The sequence below is a fragment of the Pseudomonas sp. ZY71 genome (genome assembly GCF_036542145.1).
Lineage (GTDB): Bacteria > Pseudomonadota > Gammaproteobacteria > Pseudomonadales > Pseudomonadaceae > Aquipseudomonas > Aquipseudomonas koreensis_A.
This window is the reverse complement of sequence record NZ_CP144274.1, coordinates 6,536,897-6,560,137: the sequence shown is the minus strand read 5'-3', so window position 1 is coordinate 6,560,137 and position 23,241 is coordinate 6,536,897. Positions and strand designations below refer to the sequence as shown.

24 protein-coding genes and 1 pseudogene are annotated in these 23,241 nt (G+C 60.0%); 22 read left to right on the top strand and 3 right to left on the bottom strand.

Annotated elements, in window-relative coordinates; genetic code table 11:
* Positions 1-92: 92 nt before the first annotated feature.
* Positions 93-782 carry a phosphate regulon transcriptional regulator PhoB gene (gene phoB / locus VY732_RS29300; protein ID WP_007896474.1) on the bottom strand — a complete coding sequence of 230 codons (690 nt, stop codon included), beginning with the start codon at positions 780-782 and terminating at the stop codon, positions 93-95.
* Between the two features lie 151 nt (positions 783-933).
* Between phoB and VY732_RS29295 the strand changes: the two genes are divergently transcribed.
* Complete coding sequence (locus tag VY732_RS29295; RefSeq protein ID WP_077575084.1) at positions 934-1,317, top strand: COG4315 family predicted lipoprotein; 384 nt, start codon at positions 934-936, stop codon at positions 1,315-1,317.
* 111 nt (positions 1,318-1,428) lie between these two features.
* Here VY732_RS29295 and ubiA read toward each other — a convergent pair whose 3' ends face one another.
* Together ubiA and VY732_RS29280 are read right to left on the bottom strand one after the other, a co-directional pair.
* Entirely contained in the window at positions 1,429-2,319 is an 891-nt protein-coding gene (gene ubiA, locus VY732_RS29285; RefSeq protein WP_127930263.1) for a 4-hydroxybenzoate octaprenyltransferase, read from the bottom strand.
* Positions 2,319-2,879, bottom strand: coding sequence for a chorismate--pyruvate lyase family protein (locus VY732_RS29280; protein ID WP_331693143.1), 561 nt, complete (start codon positions 2,877-2,879; stop codon positions 2,319-2,321). Before VY732_RS29280 ends, ubiA begins: the two co-directional genes overlap by 1 nt.
* A 201-nt stretch (positions 2,880-3,080) precedes the next feature.
* Here VY732_RS29280 and VY732_RS29275 point away from each other — a divergent pair, with 201 nt between their 5' ends.
* From VY732_RS29275 to tssK, 21 genes and pseudogenes are all read left to right on the top strand, one after another.
* Entirely contained in the window at positions 3,081-3,248 is a 168-nt protein-coding gene (locus VY732_RS29275; RefSeq protein WP_003437744.1) for a rubredoxin, read from the top strand.
* Positions 3,249-3,268: 20 nt separating this feature from the next.
* A complete protein-coding gene (locus VY732_RS29270) occupies positions 3,269-4,417 on the top strand; it encodes an NAD(P)/FAD-dependent oxidoreductase (protein WP_331693140.1) in 1,149 nt (382 codons plus the stop codon).
* A gap of 190 nt (positions 4,418-4,607) precedes the next feature.
* The gene (locus VY732_RS29265) at positions 4,608-4,883 is read left to right on the top strand and encodes an HU family DNA-binding protein (RefSeq protein ID WP_003213368.1); all 276 of its coding nucleotides are present in this window, start codon (positions 4,608-4,610) and stop codon (positions 4,881-4,883) included.
* Between the two features lie 650 nt (positions 4,884-5,533).
* On the top strand, positions 5,534-7,096 hold the full coding sequence (gene tssA / locus VY732_RS29260) for a type VI secretion system protein TssA (protein WP_007920270.1): 1,563 nt from the start codon (positions 5,534-5,536) through the stop codon (positions 7,094-7,096).
* Positions 7,097-7,128: 32 nt separating this feature from the next.
* Positions 7,129-7,632, top strand: coding sequence for a type VI secretion system contractile sheath small subunit (gene tssB / locus VY732_RS29255; protein WP_003229587.1), 504 nt, complete (start codon positions 7,129-7,131; stop codon positions 7,630-7,632).
* A 25-nt stretch (positions 7,633-7,657) separates the two neighbouring features.
* Positions 7,658-9,133: a type VI secretion system contractile sheath large subunit gene (gene tssC, locus VY732_RS29250; RefSeq protein WP_331693139.1), complete on the top strand. Its 1,476-nt coding sequence runs from the start codon at positions 7,658-7,660 to the stop codon at positions 9,131-9,133.
* 9 nt (positions 9,134-9,142) lie between these two features.
* A complete protein-coding gene (tssE, locus tag VY732_RS29245; protein WP_007920274.1) occupies positions 9,143-9,550 on the top strand; it encodes a type VI secretion system baseplate subunit TssE in 408 nt (135 codons plus the stop codon).
* A gap of 11 nt (positions 9,551-9,561) precedes the next feature.
* Positions 9,562-9,855: pseudogene (locus VY732_RS29240) on the top strand (PAAR domain-containing protein); the annotation flags it as partial.
* A gap of 1,108 nt (positions 9,856-10,963) precedes the next feature.
* Positions 10,964-11,347, top strand: a complete 384-nt coding sequence (locus tag VY732_RS29235) for a hypothetical protein (protein WP_331693138.1) — start codon at positions 10,964-10,966, stop codon at positions 11,345-11,347.
* Positions 11,348-11,367: 20 nt separating this feature from the next.
* A complete protein-coding gene (locus VY732_RS29230) occupies positions 11,368-11,751 on the top strand; it encodes a hypothetical protein (protein WP_331693137.1) in 384 nt (127 codons plus the stop codon).
* A gap of 22 nt (positions 11,752-11,773) precedes the next feature.
* A complete protein-coding gene (locus VY732_RS29225; RefSeq protein ID WP_331693135.1) occupies positions 11,774-12,112 on the top strand; it encodes a hypothetical protein in 339 nt (112 codons plus the stop codon).
* A 40-nt stretch (positions 12,113-12,152) separates the two neighbouring features.
* Positions 12,153-12,512, top strand: coding sequence for a hypothetical protein (locus tag VY732_RS29220; RefSeq protein ID WP_331693134.1), 360 nt, complete (start codon positions 12,153-12,155; stop codon positions 12,510-12,512).
* A complete protein-coding gene (locus tag VY732_RS29215; protein WP_077575071.1) occupies positions 12,509-12,961 on the top strand; it encodes a hypothetical protein in 453 nt (150 codons plus the stop codon). The genes VY732_RS29220 and VY732_RS29215 overlap by 4 nt, the downstream gene beginning before the upstream one ends.
* Positions 12,962-12,988: 27 nt before the next feature.
* Positions 12,989-14,776: a type VI secretion system baseplate subunit TssF gene (gene tssF, locus VY732_RS29210; protein ID WP_007920286.1), complete on the top strand. Its 1,788-nt coding sequence runs from the start codon at positions 12,989-12,991 to the stop codon at positions 14,774-14,776.
* Positions 14,740-15,747, top strand: a complete 1,008-nt coding sequence (gene tssG, locus VY732_RS29205; protein WP_034152087.1) for a type VI secretion system baseplate subunit TssG — start codon at positions 14,740-14,742, stop codon at positions 15,745-15,747. The genes tssF and tssG overlap by 37 nt, the downstream gene beginning before the upstream one ends.
* A gap of 11 nt (positions 15,748-15,758) precedes the next feature.
* On the top strand, positions 15,759-18,416 hold the full coding sequence (gene tssH / locus VY732_RS29200; RefSeq protein ID WP_331693132.1) for a type VI secretion system ATPase TssH: 2,658 nt from the start codon (positions 15,759-15,761) through the stop codon (positions 18,414-18,416).
* Positions 18,417-18,426: 10 nt separating this feature from the next.
* A complete protein-coding gene (locus tag VY732_RS29195) occupies positions 18,427-19,947 on the top strand; it encodes a sigma-54 interaction domain-containing protein (RefSeq protein WP_116028533.1) in 1,521 nt (506 codons plus the stop codon).
* A gap of 93 nt (positions 19,948-20,040) precedes the next feature.
* Positions 20,041-20,181 (top strand): hypothetical protein, encoded by a 141-nt coding sequence (locus tag VY732_RS29190; protein WP_007920296.1) that lies wholly within the window; start codon positions 20,041-20,043, stop codon positions 20,179-20,181.
* A gap of 18 nt (positions 20,182-20,199) precedes the next feature.
* Positions 20,200-21,396, top strand: coding sequence for a type VI secretion system-associated FHA domain protein TagH (tagH, locus tag VY732_RS29185; protein WP_034152083.1), 1,197 nt, complete (start codon positions 20,200-20,202; stop codon positions 21,394-21,396).
* A 5-nt stretch (positions 21,397-21,401) separates the two neighbouring features.
* Positions 21,402-21,902 (top strand): type VI secretion system lipoprotein TssJ, encoded by a 501-nt coding sequence (gene tssJ, locus VY732_RS29180; protein ID WP_007920299.1) that lies wholly within the window; start codon positions 21,402-21,404, stop codon positions 21,900-21,902.
* A 2-nt stretch (positions 21,903-21,904) separates the two neighbouring features.
* On the top strand, positions 21,905-23,236 hold the full coding sequence (gene tssK, locus VY732_RS29175; RefSeq protein WP_007920300.1) for a type VI secretion system baseplate subunit TssK: 1,332 nt from the start codon (positions 21,905-21,907) through the stop codon (positions 23,234-23,236).
* The last annotated feature ends 5 nt before the right edge of the window (positions 23,237-23,241 follow it).

The window sequence follows — 23,241 nt, the reverse complement described above, 5'->3', positions numbered from 1 at the left end:
CTTAGCCGCAGCTTCAAGTTTCAAGCTGCAAGCTACAAGTCAGAGCGGCTTGCTGTTACTTGCCGCTTGTAGCTAGAAGCTTGCAGCTGTTTTTATGCTTTTGTGGAAAACCGGTAGCCGGTGCCGCGCACGGTTTGTACCAGATTTTCGTAGGCGTCGCCGAGGGCCTTGCGCAGGCGGCGGATGTGCACGTCGACGGTACGTTCTTCAACGTAGACGTTGCCGCCCCAGACCTGATCCAGTAACTGGCCACGGGTGTAGGCGCGTTCCTGGTGGGTCATGAAGAATTGCAGCAGACGGTATTCGGTCGGGCCCATTTCGGCCGGTTTGCCGTCGATGGTCACGCGGTGGCTGATCGGGTCGAGTAGCAAGCCACCGACTTCGATCGGCGCTTCGCCGTCGGTCGGGCCGGCACGACGCAGCACAGCCTTGAGGCGGGCGACCAGTTCGCGCGGGGAAAACGGTTTGGTGATGTAGTCGTCGGCGCCGACTTCCAGACCCTGGATCTTGTTGTCCTCTTCGCCCTTGGCAGTGAGCATGATGATCGGGATGTCTCCGGTCAGCTCATCACGCTTCAGACGACGGGCCAGTTCGATACCGGAGGTGCCGGGCAGCATCCAGTCGAGCAGGATCAGGTCCGGCTTGCGGTCGACGATGATGGCGTGTGCCTGCTGCGAGTTCTCTGCCTCGAGGCAGTCATAGCCGGCCATTTCCAACGCAACGGCGATCATTTCGCGAATGGGCGCTTCGTCGTCGACGATCAGAATGCTCCTGCCAACCATGCCTTAATCCTCTTGTCATTTAACTGTCTTGCGCCGCATTAGATAACGGAATTATTGCAGTCGTGTGACAGTATTTTCGCCCGGCGGCGATTGTGCAAATCCTGAACTAAGCTCTAAGTCCGAATCCTGACAACCACAAAAGAAGGTTTCCATGACTCAAATGACTGTTTCTTTTAAAGCACTGCTGATGGCTGCCGCCCTGACTCTGCCTGGATTTGCCATGGCCGCGGAGCCGGCCATGATGAAAGACGGCATGATGGTCGATCACAAAGGCATGACCGTTTATACGTTCGACAAGGACGCTGGCGGCAAGTCGATGTGCAACGGCGATTGCGCGAAGAACTGGCCGCCGATGATGGCGCCGGCGGGGGCCAAGGCTGAGGGCAAATGGACGGTCATCAAGCGTGATGACGGCATGATGCAGTACGCCTACGACGGCAAACCGCTGTACACCTTCATGAAGGACGAGAAACCTGGAGAAATGAAAGGCGATGGCATGAAGGAAGTGTGGCACGTGGTGCACGAGCACAAGTAAACGCAAATCCCCTGTGGGAGCGAGCCTGCTCGCGAAGGCGTCATGTCAGCCGACATCATCGTTGACTGATGCACCGCTATCGCGAGCAGGCTCACTCCTACAGGTATGTGTTTAGCGCAATGCGTAATCCAGCACGATCCCGACGAAAATCGCCAACCCGGCCCAATGATTGTGCAAGAACGCTTTGAAACAACGCATGCGGTCACGATCGCGGGTGTACCAGAACTCCCACGCATAGCAGCCAGCAGCCACCAGCAAACCGAGATGGAACCAGATCCCCAACTCGAATTTGGAACCCGCCAGCAACAGGCAACCCAGCGACAATGCCTGCAAACTCAGGATGATCACCCGATCCGCCTCGCCAAACAGAATCGCCGTGGATTTCACGCCAATCTTCAAATCGTCATCGCGATCGGTCATCGCGTAATAGGTGTCGTAACCCACCGTCCACAGCAGATTGGCGATCCACAGCAGCCACGCTGCCGCCGGCAGCTCACCGGTCTCGGCGGTGAACGCCATCGGCATGCCCCACGAGAACGCTGCGCCCAGCACCACTTGCGGGTAATAGGTGTAGCGCTTCATGAACGGATAAGTGAAGGCCAACGCCAGACCACCGAGCGACAGCCAGATGGTCGGCGCATTGGTGCACAGCACCAGCAGAAAACTTACGCCCATCAATAGCGCAAAGAACACCAGCGCTTCTTTCGAGCTTATTCTGCCCGCAGCCAATGGCCGTTGCGCGGTGCGTTTGACGTGGCCGTCGACCTTGCGGTCGGCCCAGTCGTTGATCACGCAGCCACCGGCGCGGGTCAGCACCACGCCGAGGACGAAAATCACCACGTTGGCCAGCGACGGCGAGCCTTTGCCGGCAATCCACAGCGCCCACAGCGTCGGCCACAGCAGCAGGTAAATGCCGATCGGCTTGTCCATCCGGGTCAACTGAATGAAATCCCAAGCACGCGGGTTCAAGCGGTTCAGGGACTTGAGCAGGCTCTGATACATCAGCAGTTCTCCGGATGGGCGCGGGCGGCGCTCCACAGGCTCGGCAGGAAGATTTCCGCGACCAATACGCTCAGCGCGCCCCGATCAAAACGCGAACGACGGCCCCACAGCTCGGGCGCTTTCGCGGCTGGCGGTAGCCATTCCTCAGGGTAGTGGCAAACTTCGAGGGCGCGGCGCTGGAACGCCTGATCGCAAAACAGCAGTTCGCCGAGCGAGCGGCTGCCCAGTTCGTCCATGTGCAAGCCGTCACCCTGCAAAGCGGCGCGCGAAGCGACGCTGCGGGCAAACACCCAAGCCTCGCCATGACCGCGCAAATACACCTCGCGCACCCAGCCTTCGCTGCCCTCGGCCATATCCAGTGCAGCGCATTCGTCAGCGCGCAGGGTGTCCCAGCCTTCAAACAGTGGCGTGACGCTGAAGCCGTCATTGGACAGCCGGGTCAGTCGGCGGGTGAGGGAGCCTTCGTCGAACAACCAGTCGAGGGTCAACGAATCGGGGAGGGGCGTCAGTCGGCTTTGGGTCAGCCAGAGCGGGGTCGGGCAGGCATTTGAATGTTGCACAATGAGTCATTATTGGCCGCAAATGAGGCGGCGAGCTTACCATGGCGAGCTGCGAGATTGATTGATCCGGGGCACCATTGCGCCGAACAGGCTTGCATCTGCCCGGCTCCATCAGTACAAAACGCCCTGAGCCGGATGGCAACGCAACACCCATCGACCGTCCGCGCCGGCACCCAGCCTGAACCCTGAGGAAGTACCTGAATGAAAAAGTGGCAATGCATCGTCTGTGGCCTGATCTACAACGAAGCCGATGGCTGGCCGGATGACGGCATTGCGCCGGGCACCCTGTGGCAAGACGTACCGGAAGACTGGCTGTGCCCGGACTGCGGCGTCGGCAAAATGGACTTCGAAATGATCGAAATCAACTAAGCACAATCAAGGAGTAAGGCATGAGCGCACCTGTCGTCATCATTGGCACTGGCCTTGCGGGCTACAACCTGGCCCGGGAATTTCGCAAACTCGACAGCGAAACCCCGCTGCTGCTGATCACGGCTGATGACGGCCGCTCTTACTCCAAACCGATGCTCTCCACCGGTTTCGGCAAGAACAAAGACGCCGATGGCCTGAGCATGGCTGAACCAGGCGCCATGGCCGAGCAATTGAAGGCCGAAGTGCGCACGCACACGCGCATCAGCGGCATCGATGCCGGCCACAAGCGCCTGTGGATCGGCGAAGAAGCGGTTTATTACCGCGATCTGATCCTCGCCTGGGGCGCAGAAACCGTGCGCGTGCCAATCGAAGGCGATGGCGCGGAGCTGGTCTTCCCGATCAATGATCTCGAAGACTATGCGCGTTTTCGCGCCGCTGCGGCGGGTAAACGCCGGGTGCTGCTGCTCGGTGCCGGCCTGATTGGCTGCGAATTTGCCAATGACCTGATCCTTGGCGGCTACGAGGTGCAACTGGTTGCGCCGTGCGAACAAGTCATGCCGATGTTGCTGCACCCGGCCGCTGCGGCAGCGGTGCAGGCCGGGCTGGAAAGCCTTGGTGCGAAATTCCACCTCGGCCCGGTGCTGACCCGCCTGCAAAAAGTCGCTGACGGCCTCGAAGCGCATCTGTCCGACGGCCAGGTCATCCCGTGCGACGTTGTGGTCTCGGCCATCGGCCTGCGACCGCGTATCGATCTGGCGGCCGCCGCGGGCGTGCAGGTCAATCGCGGCGTTGTAGTAGATCGGCACCTGAAGACTTCCCACGCCAATATCTATGCGCTGGGTGACTGCGCCGAGGTCGACGGGCTGAATCTGCTGTACGTGATGCCCCTCATGAGCTGTGCGCGAGCGCTGGCACAAACCCTCGCCGCAAATCCTACCGCCGTGAGCTACGGCCCGATGCCGATCACCGTGAAAACCCCGGTGTGCCCATTGGTGGTTTCGCCGCCGCCACGGGGTAGCGAAGGCGTCTGGACGGTTGAAGGGCAGGGCGCCGACATCAAGGCTCTGTGTCACAGCGCCGACGGCCAGTTGCTCGGTTACGCGCTGACCGGCGCAGCGGTGATGGAAAAACTCGCCCTGAACAAACAGCTTCCGGCGCTGCTGGCGTAAATACCGGTCGTTCTGTCGGAATCACCCCGCTTTTGCCCCTACAAAGGTCGCGGGGAGACTGGCGCCGCCGGTATCCGCGTGCCATTCTCACTCCCGTCTGCCGCAGAGTAGAGCCTGCGGCGCCTTGGGCGCTGTTCCAACGAGAACAGCACGGACATAACAACAAAAAACCGTCAAAGGGGCTTCACTAATGCGTAAACCAGAACTCGCCGCTGCAATCGCTGAAAAAGCAGATCTGACCAAAGAACAGGCCAACCGCGTACTCAACGCCGTCCTCGAAGAAATCACCGGCGCTCTGCACCGCAAGGACAGCGTGACGCTGGTCGGCTTCGGCACCTTCCTGCAACGCCACCGCGGCGCCCGCACCGGCAAAAACCCGCAGACCGGCGAGCCGGTCAAAATCAAGGCCAGCAACACCGTTGCGTTCAAGCCTGGCAAATCGTTGAAAGACAGCGTTAATCCTTAATTGCGGCGAACTCCTCGAATAACGGGGAGAACCACAAAAAAATGGGCACACCGATTGCGGTCGGGTGCCCATTTTTTATGCCTGGTGATTTGTTCCGGCCTGCCGCAATTGTTACGGACCTTTATAAGGCGGCGTAACGGATTGCATTGTGGGCTATCGACCCACTGCACAACTAAATCAATACGCAACATATAAAAGCCATCATATTGATGGCACTTTCTGAGTTGTTGGTTGTCTTGCTGTGATTTGTTGAAACAGCAGCTAAATCTTTCGGAATCATCCTACATCCGATTTTTTCAAAACCCGTCATGCTCCGCGACATTCTCGCCAGCCCCGGTTTCCGGCGATCGACAGAAATTGGAACGATCGCTCTAAATCAGGCTTTTCCGGTGTTTTGTACGGGTATGCGAATATAAACAGAGCATCGGGGATTCCCTGACTGAATATAGGGAAACCTCCTACAACAAACAAAGAACACTTCGTCTTGTTGTTTAATCAGATGCTTGCTAGTGGCCATCATAGTGATTACGATGCGCCCACTTGAAAGAGCACATCTCAATTGGATGAGTCGCTTCACCGCTCTTCGATACTGTCCCGCGCCGCGGTAACTCCAATAGGCGCCTGACTGTAATCCTTAATAAAGGCCATGGATGTCCTACTCAAGCAAACTTTCCGCCCATTACCTTGAACTCGCTAAAGTCTCTGTTTCCAAAGAGAATTTCGCGGGCGAAGACGTTCGTTTTTCGAGCGAATTCGAGGCGCTGGAAAGCGAGCTGGCCAAAGCCTCGTCGATGCACGAAAGCGGGCAGATCGACTGGCTGAAAATTCGCGAAAACAGCGAAAATCTGCTGCGTACCCAATCCAAGGATTTACGTGTCGGCGCCTGGCTGACCTGGTCGCTGTACCAGCGCGAATCCTTCCCCGGGCTGCTGGCCGGCCTCGGGTTGCTGCACCATCTGTCGGAAAACAACTGGGCCGACGTTCACCCGCTCAAACCCCGCACCCGTGCCGCCGCCATCGGCTGGCTGGTGCCGCGTCTCGAGCAGGTCATCACCGAAAACATTGCGATCAAAGAGCAGTTGCCGATGTTCCGGCAGCTCTCCGAGCACCTGTCCGGTCTCGAAGCGGCGTGTGCTGAGCACTTGGGCGATGATTCGCCGCTGCTGCTGCCGATCTCTCGTCGCCTGAAAACCATGATCCAGCGTGCGGCCGACAACCAACCGGCCCCCGGCGTTGTGGGTGCGGCAGTGGCGCAGGTCAAGCAGGCCGCCAGCCAGTTGCTCACCCCCGGCGCACCGATCGACAACGAACGAGACGCCCATAAAGCGCTGCGCGCCCAACAGGAAAGCGCGCGCCCGCTGTGCGCCTGGTGGCTCAAGCAGAAAGCCACCGACCTGCGCGCCCTACGCCTGAACCGCACGCTGCTGTGGATGACCATCGACGCGGTGCCGGAGCGCAACGCCGAGCAGATCACCGTGTTGCGCGGCCTGCCGCTGGAAAAACTCAAGCTCTATCAGGACCGTTTCGATCAGGGCAAATACGCTGACCTGCTGGTGGAACTGGAGGCGAGCCTGGCGAAGGCGCCGTTCTGGTTCGATGGCCAGAGGATGGTCTGGGAGTGTCTCCAGAACCTCAACGCCGAGTTGGCAATGCGCGAAGTGGAAATCCACTTCGCGCTTTTGGTTCAACGGCTGCCCGGCATTGTCGAGTTGCGTTTCCATGACGGTGCGCCGTTTGCCGATCCGTCCACCCGCGCGTGGATCGCCGCCAACGTCATGCCGCACCTGCAAAGTGCCAGTGCGCCGCGCAAGGTCGAAAGCGAAAACGTCGAAACCCAGCCGGCCTGGGAAAAGGCCCTCGAAGAAGTCCTGCCGCTGCTGCGCAAGGAAGGCTTGAAGCCTGCCGTGCAGACGCTCAAGCAAGGTTTGCAGTCGGCCCACGGCGGACGCGAACGTTTCTTCTGGCAGTTCGCCCTCGCGCGCCTGTGCTTCATGGCCAAGAAATACGAACTGGCCAAGAACCAGCTGGAAACCCTCGATCAGACATTACAGGACTCAGGCCTGCACGCCTGGGAGCCCGATCTTGCATTGGAAGTGCTGCATTTACTGCATAGCTGCTGCGAGTTGTTGCCGCAGAACCATGCCGTACGTGAACGCAAGGAAGAGATTTATCGCAGGCTGTGCCACCTCGATCTCGAAGTGGTACTCGAATAGGCCCCAGGGCCACAACCGCAAGGAGAAAAGCCATGGCCAAAGAAGGCTCGGTAGCCCCCAAGGAACGCATCAACGTCACCTTCAAACCCGCCACCGGCGGTGCTCAGGAAGAGATTGAACTGCCGCTGAAGCTGCTGGCAATCGGTGACTACACCCACCGCAAGGACGATCGCAAAATCGAAGATCGCAAGCCGATCAGCATCGACAAGATGACCTTCGACGAAGTGTTGGCCAAGCAAGAGCTGGGTCTGACGCTGAGCGTGCCGAACCGTCTGCAGGAAGATGGCGAGGCCGACGAGCTGGCTGTGCAACTGCGCGTCAATTCGATGAAGGACTTCAACCCGGCCAGCCTGGTCGAGCAAGTGCCTGAGCTGAAAAAACTGATGGAACTGCGCGATGCGCTGGTGGCCCTCAAAGGCCCGCTGGGTAACGCACCTGCGTTCCGTAAAGCGATCGAAGGCGTGCTCGCCGACGACGAATCCCGCGGTCGCGTACTCGGTGAGCTGGGCCTGAACGCCGCAGCCCCGGACGCCTGAGACTCCAGCCAAGGAAGCCAACACAATGAGCACTAGCGCAGCACAAGAGAAGAGCGCCGGCAACGGCGAGTACAGCATTCTCGACAGCATCATCGCCGAAACCCGTCTGACTCCGGACGACGAAGCCTACGACATCGCCAAGCGTGGCGTGTCGGCGTTCATCGAAGAACTGCTCAAGCCGCAGAACAACGGTGAGCCGGTCAAGAAGGCCATGGTTGACCGCATGATCGCCGAGATCGATGCCAAGCTCAGCCGTCAGATGGACGAAATCCTGCACCACCCGGATTTCCAGGCGCTGGAATCCTCGTGGCGTGGTCTGCAGTTGCTGGTCGACCGCACCAACTTCCGCGAAAACATCAAGATCGAAATCCTCAACGTCTCGAAAGAAGACCTGCTGGACGATTTCGAAGATTCGCCGGAAGTCATGCAGTCGGGCCTGTACAAGCACATCTACACCGCTGAATACGGCCAGTTCGGTGGTCAGCCTGTGGGCGCGATCATCGCTAACTACTACATGTCGCCAAGCTCGCCAGACGTCAAGCTGATGCAGTACGTGGCCAGCGTTTCGTGCATGTCGCACGCGCCGTTCATCGCTGCTGCCGGCCCGAAATTCTTCGGTCTGGAAAGCTTCACCGGCCTGCCGGATCTGAAAGATCTGAAAGACCACTTCGAAGGCCCGCAATTCGCCAAATGGCAGAGCTTCCGTATCTCGGAAGACTCCCGTTATGTTGGCCTGACCGTGCCGCGTTTCCTGCTGCGTAACCCGTACGATCCGGAAGAAAACCCGGTCAAATCGTTCGTGTACAAGGAAACCGTTGCCAACAGCCACGAGCACTACCTGTGGGGCAACACTGCTTACGCGTTCGGCACCAAGCTGACCGACAGCTTCGCCAAATTCCGCTGGTGCCCGAACATCATCGGCCCGCAGAGCGGTGGCGCGGTTGAAGACCTGCCGTTGCACCACTTCGAAAGCATGGGCGAAATCGAAACCAAGATTCCTACCGAGGTTCTGGTTTCCGACCGTCGTGAATACGAACTGGCCGAGGAAGGCTTCATCTCCCTGACCATGCGTAAAGGCTCCGACAACGCGGCGTTCTTCTCCGCGAGTTCGGTGCAGAAGCCGAAGTTCTTCGGCATCAGCGCAGAAGGCAAGGCCGCAGAGCTGAACTACAAGCTCGGCACCCAACTGCCGTACATGATGATCGTCAACCGCCTGGCTCACTATTTGAAAGTGCTGCAGCGCGAGCAACTCGGTTCGTGGAAAGAACGTACCGACCTCGAGCTGGAACTGAACAAGTGGATCCGTCAGTACGTCGCCGACCAGGAAAACCCGAGCGCCGAAGTGCGTGGCCGTCGTCCGCTGCGCGCTGCGCAAGTGATCGTCAGCGACGTTGAGGGCGAGCCGGGCTGGTACCGCGTGAGCTTGAACGTGCGTCCGCACTTCAAGTACATGGGTGCCGATTTCACCCTGTCGCTGGTTGGCAAGCTGGACAAAGAGTAAGAGCGACTCATGGACGGATACGGCAGCCTGTTCGAACGCCTCAACGGCGACGCGCAACTACGCAAGGGCAACAGCCTTGAGGCTTGTGCCATGGCGTCAGTGGCTGCCCATCTGGCCAAAATGCTCAGCACCCGGGCCGGCAGCGTGCAAACGCTGGCCGACTACGGGTTGCCCGATCTCAATGACATGCGTCTGAGCCTGCACGACTCTCTGAGTCAGGCCCGTCTGGCCATCGAAAACTTCATCGAAGCCTACGAGCCGCGCCTGAGCAACGTGCGTGTCATTTCCCTGCCGCGTGACCACGATCAACTGCGCCTGGCCTTCAGCATCGAAGGCCTGCTGGAAGTTGAAGGTTTCAAGCGTCAGGTCAGTTTTTCCGCGCGCCTGGATGGCAGCGGACAAGTGAAGGTCACCTAAGGAGATCCCCGATGTCTGGCAAACCCGCAGCACGCGTATCCGACCCCACCGCTTGCCCACTTCCAGGCCACGGTACCAACCCGATCGCCGCCGGTTCCGGCGACGTGTTCTTCGACGGCCTCGCGGCCGCCCGCCAAGGCGATGCCTCGGCGTGTGGTGGTGCGATGGTCGGCGATCTGGCGACCACGGTTTTGATCAATGGCAAACCGGCCGCCACGGTTGGCTCTGTTGGCTCTCACGGCAACAAGGTTACGGCAGGTTCCGGGACAGTGATCATCGGGAATTCGCATTCGCCAGCACCCTTTTCGGGGCTTGCCGCTATAGCGGTTGTCGCGGCGCTGGATTACCGACTGGGTTTGAAGTCCGGTGGCAACTCGGTACTGACGCCGCTGGAAATTCCAGACTTCGACGAGCTGAAATCAGGAACATCGAAAAACCGTGAGTTGGTCGATTTCGTCGTCGAGAACCGCATGGACGCAGCTGACAGTGTGAAGTTGGAGGTGCTGGACGGCGAGAAGCTGGTATACGCCGAAGCCAATACCGCGCCGTTCCTGCCGCCAGGCAAGCACCCATGGCAATGGGACGGCTACGACACGGTCGGCATCCTCGACACCAAAATCCTCAAAAGCCCAAACCTCAAGGTACGTCTGACCGCGACCGGAGCAGGCAAGCAGCAAGTCACCGAAGTGAAGCTCGCTTGTTCGGCCGAAGAGGTGAAGTGGGTCGATGTGCGTATCGACCGTAATGCCAAGACCGTGGAAGTGACCCTGCGCCCGAGCTTCTCGGATGGTGGCAGCAGTGGTTCCACGCCTGGCCTGGTGCCTACGCCATTCAGCACTCTGCTGGGTTGGGCCAAGGAAGGCATCGAACTGTATTGGTCTCGCAATGGTTCGCGCGGCGGTGGTATTGCAGAAGGCATCACGACCAGCAAAGGGGTCTACAAAGTCACGGTCAAGGCCGACGTCAATGTCGAGCCCAAGGCCGGGAACTTCCCGTTGATTGATTCGTTGTCAGCGGACTTCGGTCGTTCGACCAGCCTGGCGATTGCCCGCAAGGTTTACCACAACGCTGGCTATGCCTTTGACCAGCTCGTCAAGCGTCAGGGCCTCACGGCTGCGGATGCTGCCAACTACGCCCAGGGAGAGTTCAAAGAGACTTCGGCGCATGAATTCGGGCATCTGATTCTCAACGAATACGGTGGCGGGCTGATCCCGAATTACTCGTGGACGCACAAGGAAACGTCAACGTTGATGCAGAACCCAAAGGCCAACCACCCGACACCGAGCACGGGTGAGGTGGATGTCATGCATTACTTCAGCAGCTACACCCAGTCGGCCGCCAACCTGCAGAAGCGCATGGCCGCTTCCGAACAAGACGTGAAGAGCTTGCTTTGGCTGGCCAGGGTTGAATTCGATGACTAGGTTCGCCGGTTTCATCCTGCTGTTTGTCTCCCTGTACGGCTGCGCCGCGCAGCAGGTCTACAACAACCATGTGTACATGGAAAACCGTTGTGGCCAGCCACTGGAGATCAAGGTCTCCAACAGCTCGAACATGCATTCACTGGAGCGCAACCTTACCGTTGCAGCAGGCGCACGTGCGCTCGTGGCGAGTTTTGCTTCTTACGGTGAAGACGTGATCGAACAGATCCCGAGCAATTATCAGCTGACCCTCCAGGATGCCGCGGGTAGCAAGACCCTGGACGCCGCTCAGTTGAAACAACACCTGGCTGCCGTCGAGAAAGTCACTGAAGGCACGCAGCGCGAGTGGACAATCAGCGAGGCATCGGTTTGTCCATGAAACTGCCAAGGACGATTTTGATGATGAGATGGGCAAGCTTCTTCGCGTGCTTCGTTTCGCTGACCGCATGCGCTGCGCAGCAGGTCTATCGCAATGATGTTTACCTGTTGAACACTTGTGGAGTACCACTGGAACTGGCGCTGGCGAATGACTCCAACTATGACGATCAGCCACGCAGTTTCACGTTAAACCCGAACCAGCGCAGTTCCATCGGCAACTACCAGTCATTCGGTGAGGACGTATCGGGTCAGATCAGCGACCAGTACAGCCTGTCGATCAAAAGCCAGAACGCGACTAAGTCCATCGACGCGCAGACCTTGCGAAATGCAGTAGCGAGCATCAAAAAAACTGAAGAAAAAGCTGTCCGTTCGTGGACGGTCGATACCGGGGCTTTCTGCCCATGAAGCACTTGTTCGGGTTGGCTCGATGAAACTCAGAGCCTGGCAATGTCTCACCGCTTTTCTCAGCTCGGTCGGTTTGCTGGCGATTCTGGTCGGCTTGACGCTGCTGGTGCGAATGGAAAGCTCGACCGAACCAAAGCTGTTCGCGCATCCCAATGCGTTGTGGGTTGGCGCCGAGGATGGCGGGGCATTCGTCGAGATTACCAAGCACGAAGCGATGTGGACTGAAGGCTGGGTTCGATATGGCACCAGGGACAGCCATCCACTCAGCGCTGCGGCAATAGGTGGCTACGGTGGTGAAGAGCTCTATGTCTATACGGGTGTCGCGATCACGCCGCAAAAACAGGGAGTTGCGCAGCGATGAATAAATACGTGCCAGCGACCCCGGGGCAGGAGACGGACGCATGACCGACTCAGGTCGCTTCGCAATGATTTGGCTGCAGCGCTTGCTACTCGTAGTGGGAGCGTTCGCCTGTATGCTCTATTTTTCCGCGCACGCGCTTTCCAACGCCTTGATGTTGCTGATGGACCGCGAAAATTTTATCCCTGCGCAGTCGTCCATCTGGACATTCGAACCTTACGAAATCAATCAAGGGTCTTCGTCTTACTGGCTCTACGGTGAGGACAGGGACAACTATTACTTTTTTGCGTACGTCCCTGAACATTCATATCGCGTGATCGCAAAAGACAATGGGTGCGCAAGCTTCGACAAGCGCGATGTCCGCACATGGTGCATGGATCACGCTGTGGAGGTTCGCCGATGACCGACTCATCAAGTGAGATGCTCATGCTTAGTCGCGCGCAACTCAGCTTCTTCATGGCTGCATTGTGGTGGCCATTGCTGGCGGTGTTGGCGATCAGTTCCTATGACCTGTGGAATGGCGAGTATTCAACACCCGAGTCGTCCGGGATTTATTGGCAGTACCTGTTGTGGTGGGGAATTCCCGGGCTTTTGGGTTTTTCGCTATGGATGTCCCGATCGGCGCAGAGCCGCAACGAGCAGCAGGCGCTGCGGATGGTTTGGTGGGCGCCGGTGAAGTTCATCCCGTTCTACGCCGTGCCATGGATGCTGTATGGCTTGCTCAGTCTGGTCGTCGGCCAGCTCAGTGATGCCTACATGGCGTACGGCTGGATCTCGATTGTGCCGTTTCTCCTGATTGGCGGTTACGTCTGTGCCGGCGTGACGGTCGCGGTCTACAGGATATTTTTTTGATGCGTTTCACTACCAGGCAGGTAACCCGTGTCGTTTAACCACTACTACCAAAGCGAACTCACCGCACTGCGCCAACTCGGTCGCCGTTTCGCCGAGCGTAGTCCGGCGCTGGCACCGTATCTGGGCCAGGCCGGGCGGGATCCGGACGTGGAGCGGTTGCTCGAGGGCTTTGCGTTTCTCACCGGGCGGCTGCGCCAGAAGCTCGATGACGAGTTGCCGGAGCTCAGCCATTCGCTGATGCAACTGCTGTGGCCGAACTACATGCGCCCGCTGCCGGCGTTCAGCATTTTGCAGTTCGACCCGCTCAAGCGATCCGGGCCGGCGTTGCGCGTCGAGCGCGATACGCCGATTGAAAGCAAACCGATCGAAGACGTGCGTTGCCGCTTCCGCACCTGCTACCCGACTGACGTGCTGCCGCTGGATCTGGCCGCGCTGAACTACTCGGTGAAGGGCGACGGCTCGCTGCTCAGCCTGCGTCTGGAAATGAGCGCCGATGGTCACCTCGGTGAGCTGGAACTGAGCAAACTGCGCCTGCACTTTGCCGGTGAGCGCTACATCAGCCAGATGCTCTACCTGAGCCTGCTGCGCAATCTCGAAGGCATCGAACTGATCCCGCTCGACGGCGCCGGCAAACCGATTGATGGCGTCAGCGGCAAGCCGATGGCGTTCAAGATTCCCGGTGATCGGGTCAAACCGGTGGGCTTTGCCGAAGAAGAAGCGTTGATCCCGTATCCGCTGAACACCTTCCGCGGCTATCGCTACCTGCAGGAATACTTCGCCTTCCAGGACAAATTCCTGTTCGTCGACGTCAACGGTCTGGACATCATCAACGCGCTGCCGGAAGACACCCTCAAGCAGATGCGTGGTCTGGAATTGCGCTTCGACATTCGCAAGAGCGGCATCATGCGCATGCGTCCGACCCTGGATAACGTGAAACTGTTCTGCACACCGATTGCCAACCTGTTCGCCCACGACGCGCTGCCGATTCGCCTCGACGGCAAGCAGGACGAATACCTGTTGCTGCCGGCGGAATACGATCTGGAAAACTGCGGTGTGTTTTCGGTGGAAACCGTGACCGGCTGGAAGCCCGGCGGCCTCGGTTATCAGGAATACGTGCCGTTCGAATCCTTCGAGCACGACCCGAGTTTCGACGTACCCAATAGCCGTCCGCATTACAGCATTCGCCAGCGTTCGTCCTTGCTGCACGACGGCCTCGACACCTACCTGAGCTTCGGCATCCGTCACACCGAAGCCCATGAAACCCTGTCGATCGAGCTGATCTGCACCAACCAGAACCTGCCGCGCAAGCTCAAGCTTGGCGACATCTGCATGGCCTGCGAAGAGACGCCCGAGTTCTTGAGTTTCCGCAACATCACCCCGGCCACGTCGAGCTTCGCGCCACCGCTGAACCGTGACTTCCTGTGGAAGCTGATCAGCAACATGTCGCTTAACTATCTGTCGCTGGCCGACGTCAATGCGTTGAAGGTGATTCTCGAAACCTACGACCTGCCGCGCTACTACGACCAGCACGCGGAGAAGGTCAGCAAACGCCTGCTCGGCGGCCTCAAGCACATCAAGCATCACCACGTCGACCGCTTGCACCGTGGGTTGCCGGTGCGCGGTTTGCGCACCGAACTGACCATCGACCCGGAAGGGTACATCGGCGAAGGCGACCTGTTCGTTTTCGCTTCGGTTCTTAACGAGTTTTTCGCGCTTTACGCCAGTCTCAATTCATTCCATGAGCTGCGCGTAAAAAGCACACAGGGAGAGGTGTACCAATGGACACCACGTATGGGCCTGCAGCCCCTGCTTTAAGCGGGCTGACCAAGGTAATACGCGAGTACTCGCTGTTTCAGGCCGTGCTGCTGGTGATCGACCGGCTGCGCGAGGCACACCCGTACCTGAGCGAAGACGATCTGTACGACCACGTGGAGTTCCAGGCCAACCCGAGCCTGGGCTTTCCGCGCAGCGACGTTGATCGCGTGGAGTTTTTCGAAGAACACGGGCAGATGCGCGCGCGCATGCGTTTCAACCTGATCGGCCTGGTCGGCTCGGGTTCGCCGCTGCCGGCGTTCTACGGCGAACAAGCCCTGGGCGACAGCGAAGACGGCAACCCGACGCGCAACTTCCTCGATCTGTTCCACCATCGCCTGCAACGGCTGATGCTGCCGATCTGGCGCAAATATCGCTATCGCGCAAGCTTCCAGAGTGGCGCGATTGACCCGTTCTCATCGCAGCTGTTCGCCCTGATCGGCTTGGGCGGCGAAGAGATCCGCAAGGCCAAGGAACTCAACTGGAAACGCCTGCTGCCATACCTCGGCTTGCTCAGCTTGCGGGCGCACTCGGCGGCGCTGATCGAAGCCGTGCTGCGTTACTACTTCAAGCACGAAGACCTGGTCATCGAGCAGTGCATCGAGCGCCGCGTAGAAATTCTCGAAGAGCAGCGCAATCGTTTGGGCCGCGCCAACAGCCTGCTCGGCGAAGACCTTGTGCTCGGTGAACACGTGCGCGACCGCAGCGGCAAATTCCGCATTCACATCACCGAACTCGACTGGCAGCGATTCCATGAATTCCTGCCGATCGGTTTCGGTTACCAGCCGCTCTGCGCGCTGGTGCGGTTCACCTTGCGTGACCCGCTCGATTACGACATCCGCCTGGTTCTGCGCCAGGAAGAAATCCGCGAACTGCGCATCGGTGAGCAGAACGCCTGTCGCCTCGGTTGGACCAGTTGGCTGGGCCGCGAAAAAGCGGACGGCGTGGTGACCCTGGGCAGCAAAATTCATTAAGGACGTGAGCCATGATCAACGTAGACCTGCAACAACTCATCCAGGCGCTGGACGCCGAAACCCGTCGTGATCTGGAACGTTCCGCCGAGCGTTGCGTGGCCCGTGGCGGCAGCAAGATCCTCGTCGAAGATTTGATGCTCGGTCTGCTCGAGCGTCCGAACGGCTTGTTGTCGCGCGCACTGCAGGATGCAGACGTCGACGCCGGCGAACTCAGCGCCGCGCTGCAATCGCGCGTCGAGCACAGCGCTTCGCGTAATCCGGTGTTCGCCCCGGAGCTGGTGCAGTGGCTGCAAGACGCGCTGCTGGTGGCCAACCTCGAACTCGGCCAGACCCAGGTCGAAGACGCCGCGCTGATCCTCGCCTTGCTGCGCAACCCGATGCGCTACGCCGGCAGCCGCTATCAGCCGCTGCTCGCCAAGCTGAACATCGATCGCCTGAAGGAATTTGCCCTGTCGCAACAGGAGCAACCAGCGGCCAATGGCAAACCCGCCGCGCAGGGCGAATCGCTGTTGCAGCGCTTCACCCACAACCTGACCCAACAGGCCCGCGACGGCAAACTCGACCCGGTGCTGTGCCGTGACGGCGCGATTCGGCAGATGGTCGACATCCTCGCGCGTCGCCGCAAGAACAACCCGATCGTCGTTGGTGAGGCCGGTGTCGGCAAGACCGCCATCGTCGAAGGCCTGGCGTCGCGCATCGCCGCCGGTGAAGTGCCGCAAGTGCTCAAAGGCGTTGAACTGCTGTCGCTGGACATGGGCCTGCTGCAGGCCGGCGCCAGCGTCAAAGGTGAATTCGAACGTCGTCTCAAAGGCGTGATCGACGAAGTCAAAGCTTCGCCGAAACCGATCATTCTGTTCATCGACGAAGCTCACACCCTGATCGGCGCGGGCGGCAATGCCGGCGGTTCCGATGCGGCCAACCTGCTGAAGCCAGCGCTGGCCCGTGGCGAGTTGCGCACCATCGCCGCCACCACATGGGCCGAGTACAAGAAATACTTCGAGAAAGACCCGGCGCTGGCCCGTCGTTTCCAACCGGTGCAATTGCACGAACCGACCGTCAGCGAAGCGGTGACCATCCTCCGTGGTCTGGCCCAGGTTTACGAGAAGAGCCACGGCATCTACCTGCGTGATGACGCGGTGGTCTCGGCCGCTGAGCTGTCCGCGCGATATCTGGCTGGCCGGCAACTGCCGGACAAAGCCGTCGATGTGCTCGACACCGCTTGCGCCCGCGTACGCATCAGCCTCGCTGCTGCCCCGGAAAGCCTTGAGCGCCTGCGTGGCGAACTGGCTGAAGGTGGCCGTCAGCGTCAGGCGCTGCGCCGCGACGCCGAAGCCGGTCTGCTGATCGACCACGAAGCGCTGGATGCGCTGGAAGCGCGTCTCGACGAAGCCGAAAACGAAATGGTCGCGCTGGAAACCCTGTGGACTGAGCAGAAGCAACTGGCCGAGCGCCTGCTGGAACTGCGTCAGCAACTGGCCAAGGCCCGCGAAGCTGCTGCCGTCGAGCCAGTGGTGACCGTTGAAGAAGACGCCGAAGGCAGCGTGATCGAAACCGTTGCCGCCGAAGTCGAAGAAGGCCAAAGCGTCGAAGCGCTGGAAGCCCAACTCAACGAAACCCACAGCGCCCTGACTGCCGCTCAAGTCAAAGAGCGTCTGGTCAGCTTCGAAGTGTGCCCGCGTCTGGTCGCCGAAGTGATCAGCGCCTGGACCGGCGTGCCGCTGGCGCAACTGGCCCGCGAACACAACGCCAAAGTCGCCAGCTTCGCCACCGACCTGCGCACGCGCATTCGTGGTCAGGAACAAGCCGTGCACGCACTGGATCGCTCGATGCGCGCTACCGCCGCGGGCCTGAATAAACCGGACGCACCGGTCGGTGTGTTCCTGCTGGTTGGCCCGAGCGGCGTCGGTAAAACCGAAACCGCACTGGCCTTGGCTGACTTGCTGTACGGCGGTGATCGTTTCATCACCACCATCAACATGTCCGAATTCCAGGAGAAGCACACCGTTTCCCGCCTGATCGGCGCGCCACCAGGCTACGTCGGTTACGGCGAGGGCGGCATGCTCACCGAAGCCGTACGCCAGAAGCCGTACTCGGTGGTGCTGCTCGATGAAGTCGAGAAGGCCGATCCGGACGTGCTCAACCTGTTCTACCAAATCTTCGACAAAGGCGTGGCCAACGACGGCGAAGGGCGCGAGATCGACTTCCGCAACACGTTGATCCTGATGACCTCGAACCTCGGCAGCGACAAGATCAGCGACCTTTGCGAGAACGGCGCACGCCCGACCGCTGAAGTCCTCGAAGAAACCATCCGCCCGGTGCTCAGCAAACACTTCAAACCGGCGCTGCTGGCGCGGATGAAAGTGGTGCCGTACTACCCGGTCGGCGGCCCGGTATTGCGCGAGCTGATCGAGATCAAACTCGGTCGTCTCGGCGAGCGCCTCAACCGTCGTCAGCTGGATTTCAGCTGGTGCCAGAACCTCGTCGATCACCTGTCCGAGCGCTGCACGCAAAGCGACAGCGGCGCGCGCCTGATCGATCATCTGCTCGATCAGCACGTGCTGCCATTGGTGGCGGATCGTTTGCTCGACGCCATGGCCACCGGCGAAAGCCTCAAGCGTGTGCATGCCACGCTCGACGGTGAAGCCAGCGTGACGTGCGAGTTCGCCTGAGGTGGGTGTGATGTTCACTCAGGTGCCGCAGCCACTGGTCTATGCCGAAGCGTTGCTGGCGCAGTTCGCCAGTCTGTCGCGGGCGGCGGACGGTGCTGCGTTGCTGGGTGACTTCGTGCGCGGGCTGGCCGAGCTGAGCGGTTGCGAACTGACGCAACTGTATCTGCTCGACGCCACTCACACGTGCCTGGGGATGAACGCCGAATGCCTCGACGGCGCCCTGCAACCGCGTGAAGCGGCGAGCCTGCCGGCGGATTACAACGGTGAGCAACTGCTGCAATTTGCCCTGTGCCAGAACCGCGTGGTGTGCCTCGACGACTTGAGCGGCAGCCTGCACGAAACCAGTTTTCTGCCGGCGGCAACCTCGCCGTGGCAGTCGCTGTTGTGCGTGCCACTGGTCAATCAGCACAAAGCTGTTGAAGGTTTACTGCTGTGCGCCAGCCGTCGTCGCACCCACCTGCAAGGCTTCGCTGATTCCCTCGGCCAGCTCGGCTCGTTCGTGCTTGGCCAATTGCATCTGTTGCAACGCCTGCGTCAGCCGCTGGCGGAAACGGCTACGGTGGCGCGCAGCGTGCCGAGCATCAGTGGCTATGGCTTGATCGGTAAAAGCGCGGCGATGCGCCAGACCCATTCGCTGATCAGCAAAGTCCTGCACAGTCCGTACACCGTGCTGTTGCGCGGCGAAACCGGCACCGGCAAGGAGGTCGTTGCGCGGGCGATTCATGATTGCGGCCCACGCCGTTCCCAGGCGTTCATCGTGCAGAACTGCGCGGCGGTTCCGGAAAATCTGCTGGAAAGCGAGTTGTTCGGCTATCGCAAAGGCGCCTTCACCGGCGCCGACCGTGATCGTGCCGGTCTGTTCGATGCGGCCAATGGCGGCACGCTGCTGCTCGACGAGATCGGCGACATGCCGCTGTCGTTGCAAGCGAAGATCTTGCGCGTGTTGCAGGAAGGCGAGATTCGTCCGCTGGGTTCCAACGACACGCACAAAATCGACGTACGCATCATCGCCGCGACCCACCGCGATCTGTCGACGCTGGTCAGCGAGGGCAAATTCCGCGAGGACTTGTACTACCGCCTCGCGCAATTCCCGATCGAGCTGCCGGCGCTGCGTCAGCGCGAAGGCGACATCCTCGAACTGGCCCAGCACTTCGCCGAGAAGACCTGCACGTATTTGCAACGCGACCCGGTGCGTTGGTCGAGTGCCGCGCTGGAACACCTGTCCGGCTACAACTTCCCCGGCAACGTGCGTGAACTCAAGGCACTCGTTGAGCGCGCGGTGCTGTTGTGCGAGGGCGGTGAGTTGCTTGCCGAGCATTTCTCCCTGCGCATGGAGGCAATGCCGGAAGACAACAGCCACCTGAATTTGCGCGAACGTCTGGAGCAGGTCGAACGCACTTTGTTGCTCGATTGCCTGCGCAAAAACGACGGCAACCAGACCCTCGCCGCCCGTGAACTGGGCCTGCCGCGACGCACGCTGCTGTATCGGCTCGGCCGTTTGAACATCAATCTGGGAGATTTCGATGGGTAGGCAAAACGTCATCGAAATCCTCGCAAAAACCAATTTCAGCGCCGCCCGCAAGGGTCGGCGCTTTGTGCTTTGTCTACACCTGGAGACCCTCTGATGTCTGTTCGTCACTGGCAAGCTGTCCTGCTGACCCTCGTCGTTCTATGCGGCCTTGGCGGCTGTAGCGGCAATTACAAATTCAACGACAACGACTATCGCCCGTTGGGTGATCCGCAAGCGGTCAATCGCGGCAAGTGACCGCAAGGAGCATCAAACATGGAATTGGTTTTCGAAATGCTGAACACCAAGCAGTTCGTGCCCACCGAGTTGTGCCAGAAGACCTTCAAACAGGCCGGCGGCGTGATCGGGCGGGGCGAGGACTGCGACTGGATCATCCCTGACCGCAAGCGTCACCTGTCCAATCACCACGCGATTGTCAGTTACCGCGAGGGCACGTTCTTCCTCACCGACACCAGCAGCAACGGTGTCCAGGACGGCGAGAGCGGCGCACGCCTGCACAAAGGCGAACCGGTGCGCATCGAACACGGCAGCACCTACGTGCTGGGTGACTTCGAGATTCGCGCGCGCCTGGTGCGTGACCCGGCGACCTTCGACGGTGAAGTCGGCCGTCCACGCGCTGCCGGCAGCATCATCCCGGACGACGCGTTCCTCGATCTCGACCCGCTCAATGCCCTTGAACAGCAAGAGCGTGTGTACTCGGAAATCGACGAACTACTGGCGCCGAACACCAAACCTGAGGATTCCCGTCAGCGTGCCGACTACGCGCGCATCGACATGGAAAGCCTGATGGTGCCGGAGCTGATTGCAGCCCCCGTCGAACCTGAGCCCGCTCCGGCACCGAAAGCCGTTGAGCGTCAAAGCGAAGGTTTCTGGGATCATTTCGGTGCAGCGCTGGGCGTCGACGTCAAAGGCCTCAGCCACGACGAGCGCGAAGCCTTGGCGCTGAACGCGGCGCGCTTGCTGCGCCAAAGCATCGGCGGTCTGCAGCAGAGCCTGCGTACCCGCTCGGAGCTGAAAAACGAATTGCGTCTGGCCCAGACCACCGTGCAAGGCACCAACAAGAACCCGCTGAAATTCGCCGTCGATCCGAGCGAAGCCCTGCAGATTCTGTTGCAGCCAAGCAAGCCCGGCCATCTGCCGGCCGAGCAAGCGATCTCCCGTGCGTTCCGCGATCTGCAGGCGCATCAAGTCGCACTGCTGACCGCCAGCCGCGCCGCCGTACGCGGCACGCTGGAGCACTTCTCGCCGGAACAACTGACCCTGCGTTTCGAGCGTGACAACAAGCCGTTGATCGCGACCTCGGGCGGACGCTGGAGAGCGTTCGGCCGTTATCACCAGGCGCTGCGTCAGGACGATGACTGGAGCGAGCGTCTGCTGGCCCGCGACTTTGCCCAGGCTTACGAAGAACAGATCCGCCTGATCTCCACCCTCCACACCGACCACCAAGGATGATGCGCATGTCTCGCCGCTCGACCGCTTTTTTCAAGACGCTGACTGCGCTCACCGTGCTGGTGCTGCTCGCCGGTTGCTCGTCGCTGTCGCCGTACTCGAAAGTGACCAAGATCAACCTGAAGCTGACCGGCAGCGATCAGCTCAACCCGGACCTCAACGGTCGGCCGTCGCCGATCGTCGTGCGCCTGTTCGAACTCAAGCACCCGGTGACCTTCGAAAACGCTGATTTCTTCAGCCTCTACGAGCGCGCCAAGGAATCCCTCAACCCGGATCTGGTGGCCAGCGAAGAACTCGAACTGCGCCCGGGTGAAACCGTGGAGATGAAGCTCAAGGTGGAAGAGGGCAGCCTTTATGTGGGCGTTCTCGCCGCTTACCGCGACTTGCCGGACACCCAATGGCGCCACACCGTTCAGATCACTCCGCTGGAAGTCACCGAAGTCGATCTGACTCTGGACCAGACCGGCATCCGCAACACCAATCAAGTGCTCGCCAAGGCGGATGACTGATCATGAATACCCATAAAGTCATTTGGCAGGAAGGCATGCTGCTGCGCCCGCAGCACTTCCAGCACAACGATCGTTATTACGATCACCAGATGAAAACCCGCACGCAATTGCTGGGTGGCTACACCTGGGGTTTCCTCAATCTGGAGATCGACTTGCAGTTCCTCAACATGGGCAAACTGGTGATCAGTGAAGCCTCGGGGATTCTGCCGGACGGCAGCCTGTTCGAACTCGGTGGCAACACTGAGCCGCTGGCGCTGGACGTGCCGCCGAACACCGGCAACACGCCGATCTATCTGGCGCTGCCGCTGGTCACCGGCAACCACATCGAGTCGCGCCGTCCGGAGCAATCCGACGTGCTCGCGCGTTACACCGCGTACGACGCCGAAGTCGCTGATTCCAACGCCGGCGACGATTCCGCCAGCCAGGTCAGCTGCGGTCGCCCGGACTTCAAACTGTTGCTCGGCGAGCAGCAGAGCGATCAGGCCTACGTGAAGCTGAAGATCTGCGACGTGCTCGACACCACGCCGGACGGCGTGATCAGCCTCGACCCGGATTTCGTGCCGACCTACATTCAGGCCCACGCTTCCAGCTATCTGCTGTCGTGCCTGAAAGAAGTCATCAGTATGCTCAACCACCGTGGCGACACGATTGCCGAGCGGATTCGCTCCAACGGCAAGGTTGGCGGTGCCGAAGTCGGTGACTTCATGATGCTGCAACTGATCAACCGCACCGAACTGCTGCTGCGTCACTACCTCGGTCTGGAGCAGGTGCACCCGGAAGAGTTGTACCGCACGCTGCTGACTATGCTCGGCGATCTGGCGACCTTCTCCGGCGAAAGCAAACGCCCGCGTCTGGACAGCCGCTACTCCCACGCTGACCAGGGCGGCAGCTTCCGCAAACTGATGGAAGCGATTCGTCAGGTGCTGTCGATGGTGCTCGAACAGCACGCCATCGAACTGATCCTGCAAGCGCGTCAGTACGGCATCATCGTCTCGCCGTTGCACGACCACAAACTGCTCGGCTCGGCGTCGTTCGTGCTGGCAGCCAGTGCCAACTGCGACTCCGAAGAACTGCGCCACCGCTTGCCGGCGCACCTCAAGGTCGGCCCGGTGGAGCGCATCCGCCAACTGGTCAACCTGCACTTGCCGGGGATCAAGGTCAAACCGTTGCCGGTGGCCCCGCGGCAGATCGCGTTCCACTCGAACAAAACCTATTTCATCCTCGAACTCAGTTCCGAAGACCTGGCACAACTCGAGCGCTCCGGCGGTTTCGCGTTCCACGTGTCCGGCGAATTCGCCGAGCTTGAACTGAAATTCTGGGCCATCAGGAACTGACCGAC

Excerpts from the sequence above, each read along its gene's own strand:
- phoB (WP_007896474.1), bottom strand. The coding sequence starts at position 782 with ATGGTTGGCAGGAGCATTCTGATCGTCGACGACGAAGCGCCCATTCGC.
- VY732_RS29295 (WP_077575084.1), top strand. The coding sequence starts at position 934 with ATGACTCAAATGACTGTTTCTTTTAAAGCACTGCTGATGGCTGCCGCC.
- ubiA (WP_127930263.1), bottom strand. The coding sequence starts at position 2,319 with ATGTATCAGAGCCTGCTCAAGTCCCTGAACCGCTTGAACCCGCGTGCT.
- VY732_RS29275 (WP_003437744.1), top strand. The coding sequence starts at position 3,081 with ATGAAAAAGTGGCAATGCATCGTCTGTGGCCTGATCTACAACGAAGCC.
- VY732_RS29270 (WP_331693140.1), top strand. The coding sequence starts at position 3,269 with ATGAGCGCACCTGTCGTCATCATTGGCACTGGCCTTGCGGGCTACAAC.
- VY732_RS29265 (WP_003213368.1), top strand. The coding sequence starts at position 4,608 with ATGCGTAAACCAGAACTCGCCGCTGCAATCGCTGAAAAAGCAGATCTG.
- tssA (WP_007920270.1), top strand. The coding sequence starts at position 5,534 with ATGTCCTACTCAAGCAAACTTTCCGCCCATTACCTTGAACTCGCTAAA.
- tssB (WP_003229587.1), top strand. The coding sequence starts at position 7,129 with ATGGCCAAAGAAGGCTCGGTAGCCCCCAAGGAACGCATCAACGTCACC.
- tssC (WP_331693139.1), top strand. The coding sequence starts at position 7,658 with ATGAGCACTAGCGCAGCACAAGAGAAGAGCGCCGGCAACGGCGAGTAC.
- tssE (WP_007920274.1), top strand. The coding sequence starts at position 9,143 with ATGGACGGATACGGCAGCCTGTTCGAACGCCTCAACGGCGACGCGCAA.
- VY732_RS29235 (WP_331693138.1), top strand. The coding sequence starts at position 10,964 with ATGACTAGGTTCGCCGGTTTCATCCTGCTGTTTGTCTCCCTGTACGGC.
- VY732_RS29230 (WP_331693137.1), top strand. The coding sequence starts at position 11,368 with ATGATGAGATGGGCAAGCTTCTTCGCGTGCTTCGTTTCGCTGACCGCA.
- VY732_RS29225 (WP_331693135.1), top strand. The coding sequence starts at position 11,774 with ATGAAACTCAGAGCCTGGCAATGTCTCACCGCTTTTCTCAGCTCGGTC.
- VY732_RS29220 (WP_331693134.1), top strand. The coding sequence starts at position 12,153 with ATGACCGACTCAGGTCGCTTCGCAATGATTTGGCTGCAGCGCTTGCTA.
- VY732_RS29215 (WP_077575071.1), top strand. The coding sequence starts at position 12,509 with ATGACCGACTCATCAAGTGAGATGCTCATGCTTAGTCGCGCGCAACTC.
- tssG (WP_034152087.1), top strand. The coding sequence starts at position 14,740 with ATGGACACCACGTATGGGCCTGCAGCCCCTGCTTTAAGCGGGCTGACC.
- tssH (WP_331693132.1), top strand. The coding sequence starts at position 15,759 with ATGATCAACGTAGACCTGCAACAACTCATCCAGGCGCTGGACGCCGAA.
- VY732_RS29195 (WP_116028533.1), top strand. The coding sequence starts at position 18,427 with ATGTTCACTCAGGTGCCGCAGCCACTGGTCTATGCCGAAGCGTTGCTG.
- VY732_RS29190 (WP_007920296.1), top strand. The coding sequence starts at position 20,041 with ATGTCTGTTCGTCACTGGCAAGCTGTCCTGCTGACCCTCGTCGTTCTA.
- tagH (WP_034152083.1), top strand. The coding sequence starts at position 20,200 with ATGGAATTGGTTTTCGAAATGCTGAACACCAAGCAGTTCGTGCCCACC.
- tssJ (WP_007920299.1), top strand. The coding sequence starts at position 21,402 with ATGTCTCGCCGCTCGACCGCTTTTTTCAAGACGCTGACTGCGCTCACC.
- tssK (WP_007920300.1), top strand. The coding sequence starts at position 21,905 with ATGAATACCCATAAAGTCATTTGGCAGGAAGGCATGCTGCTGCGCCCG.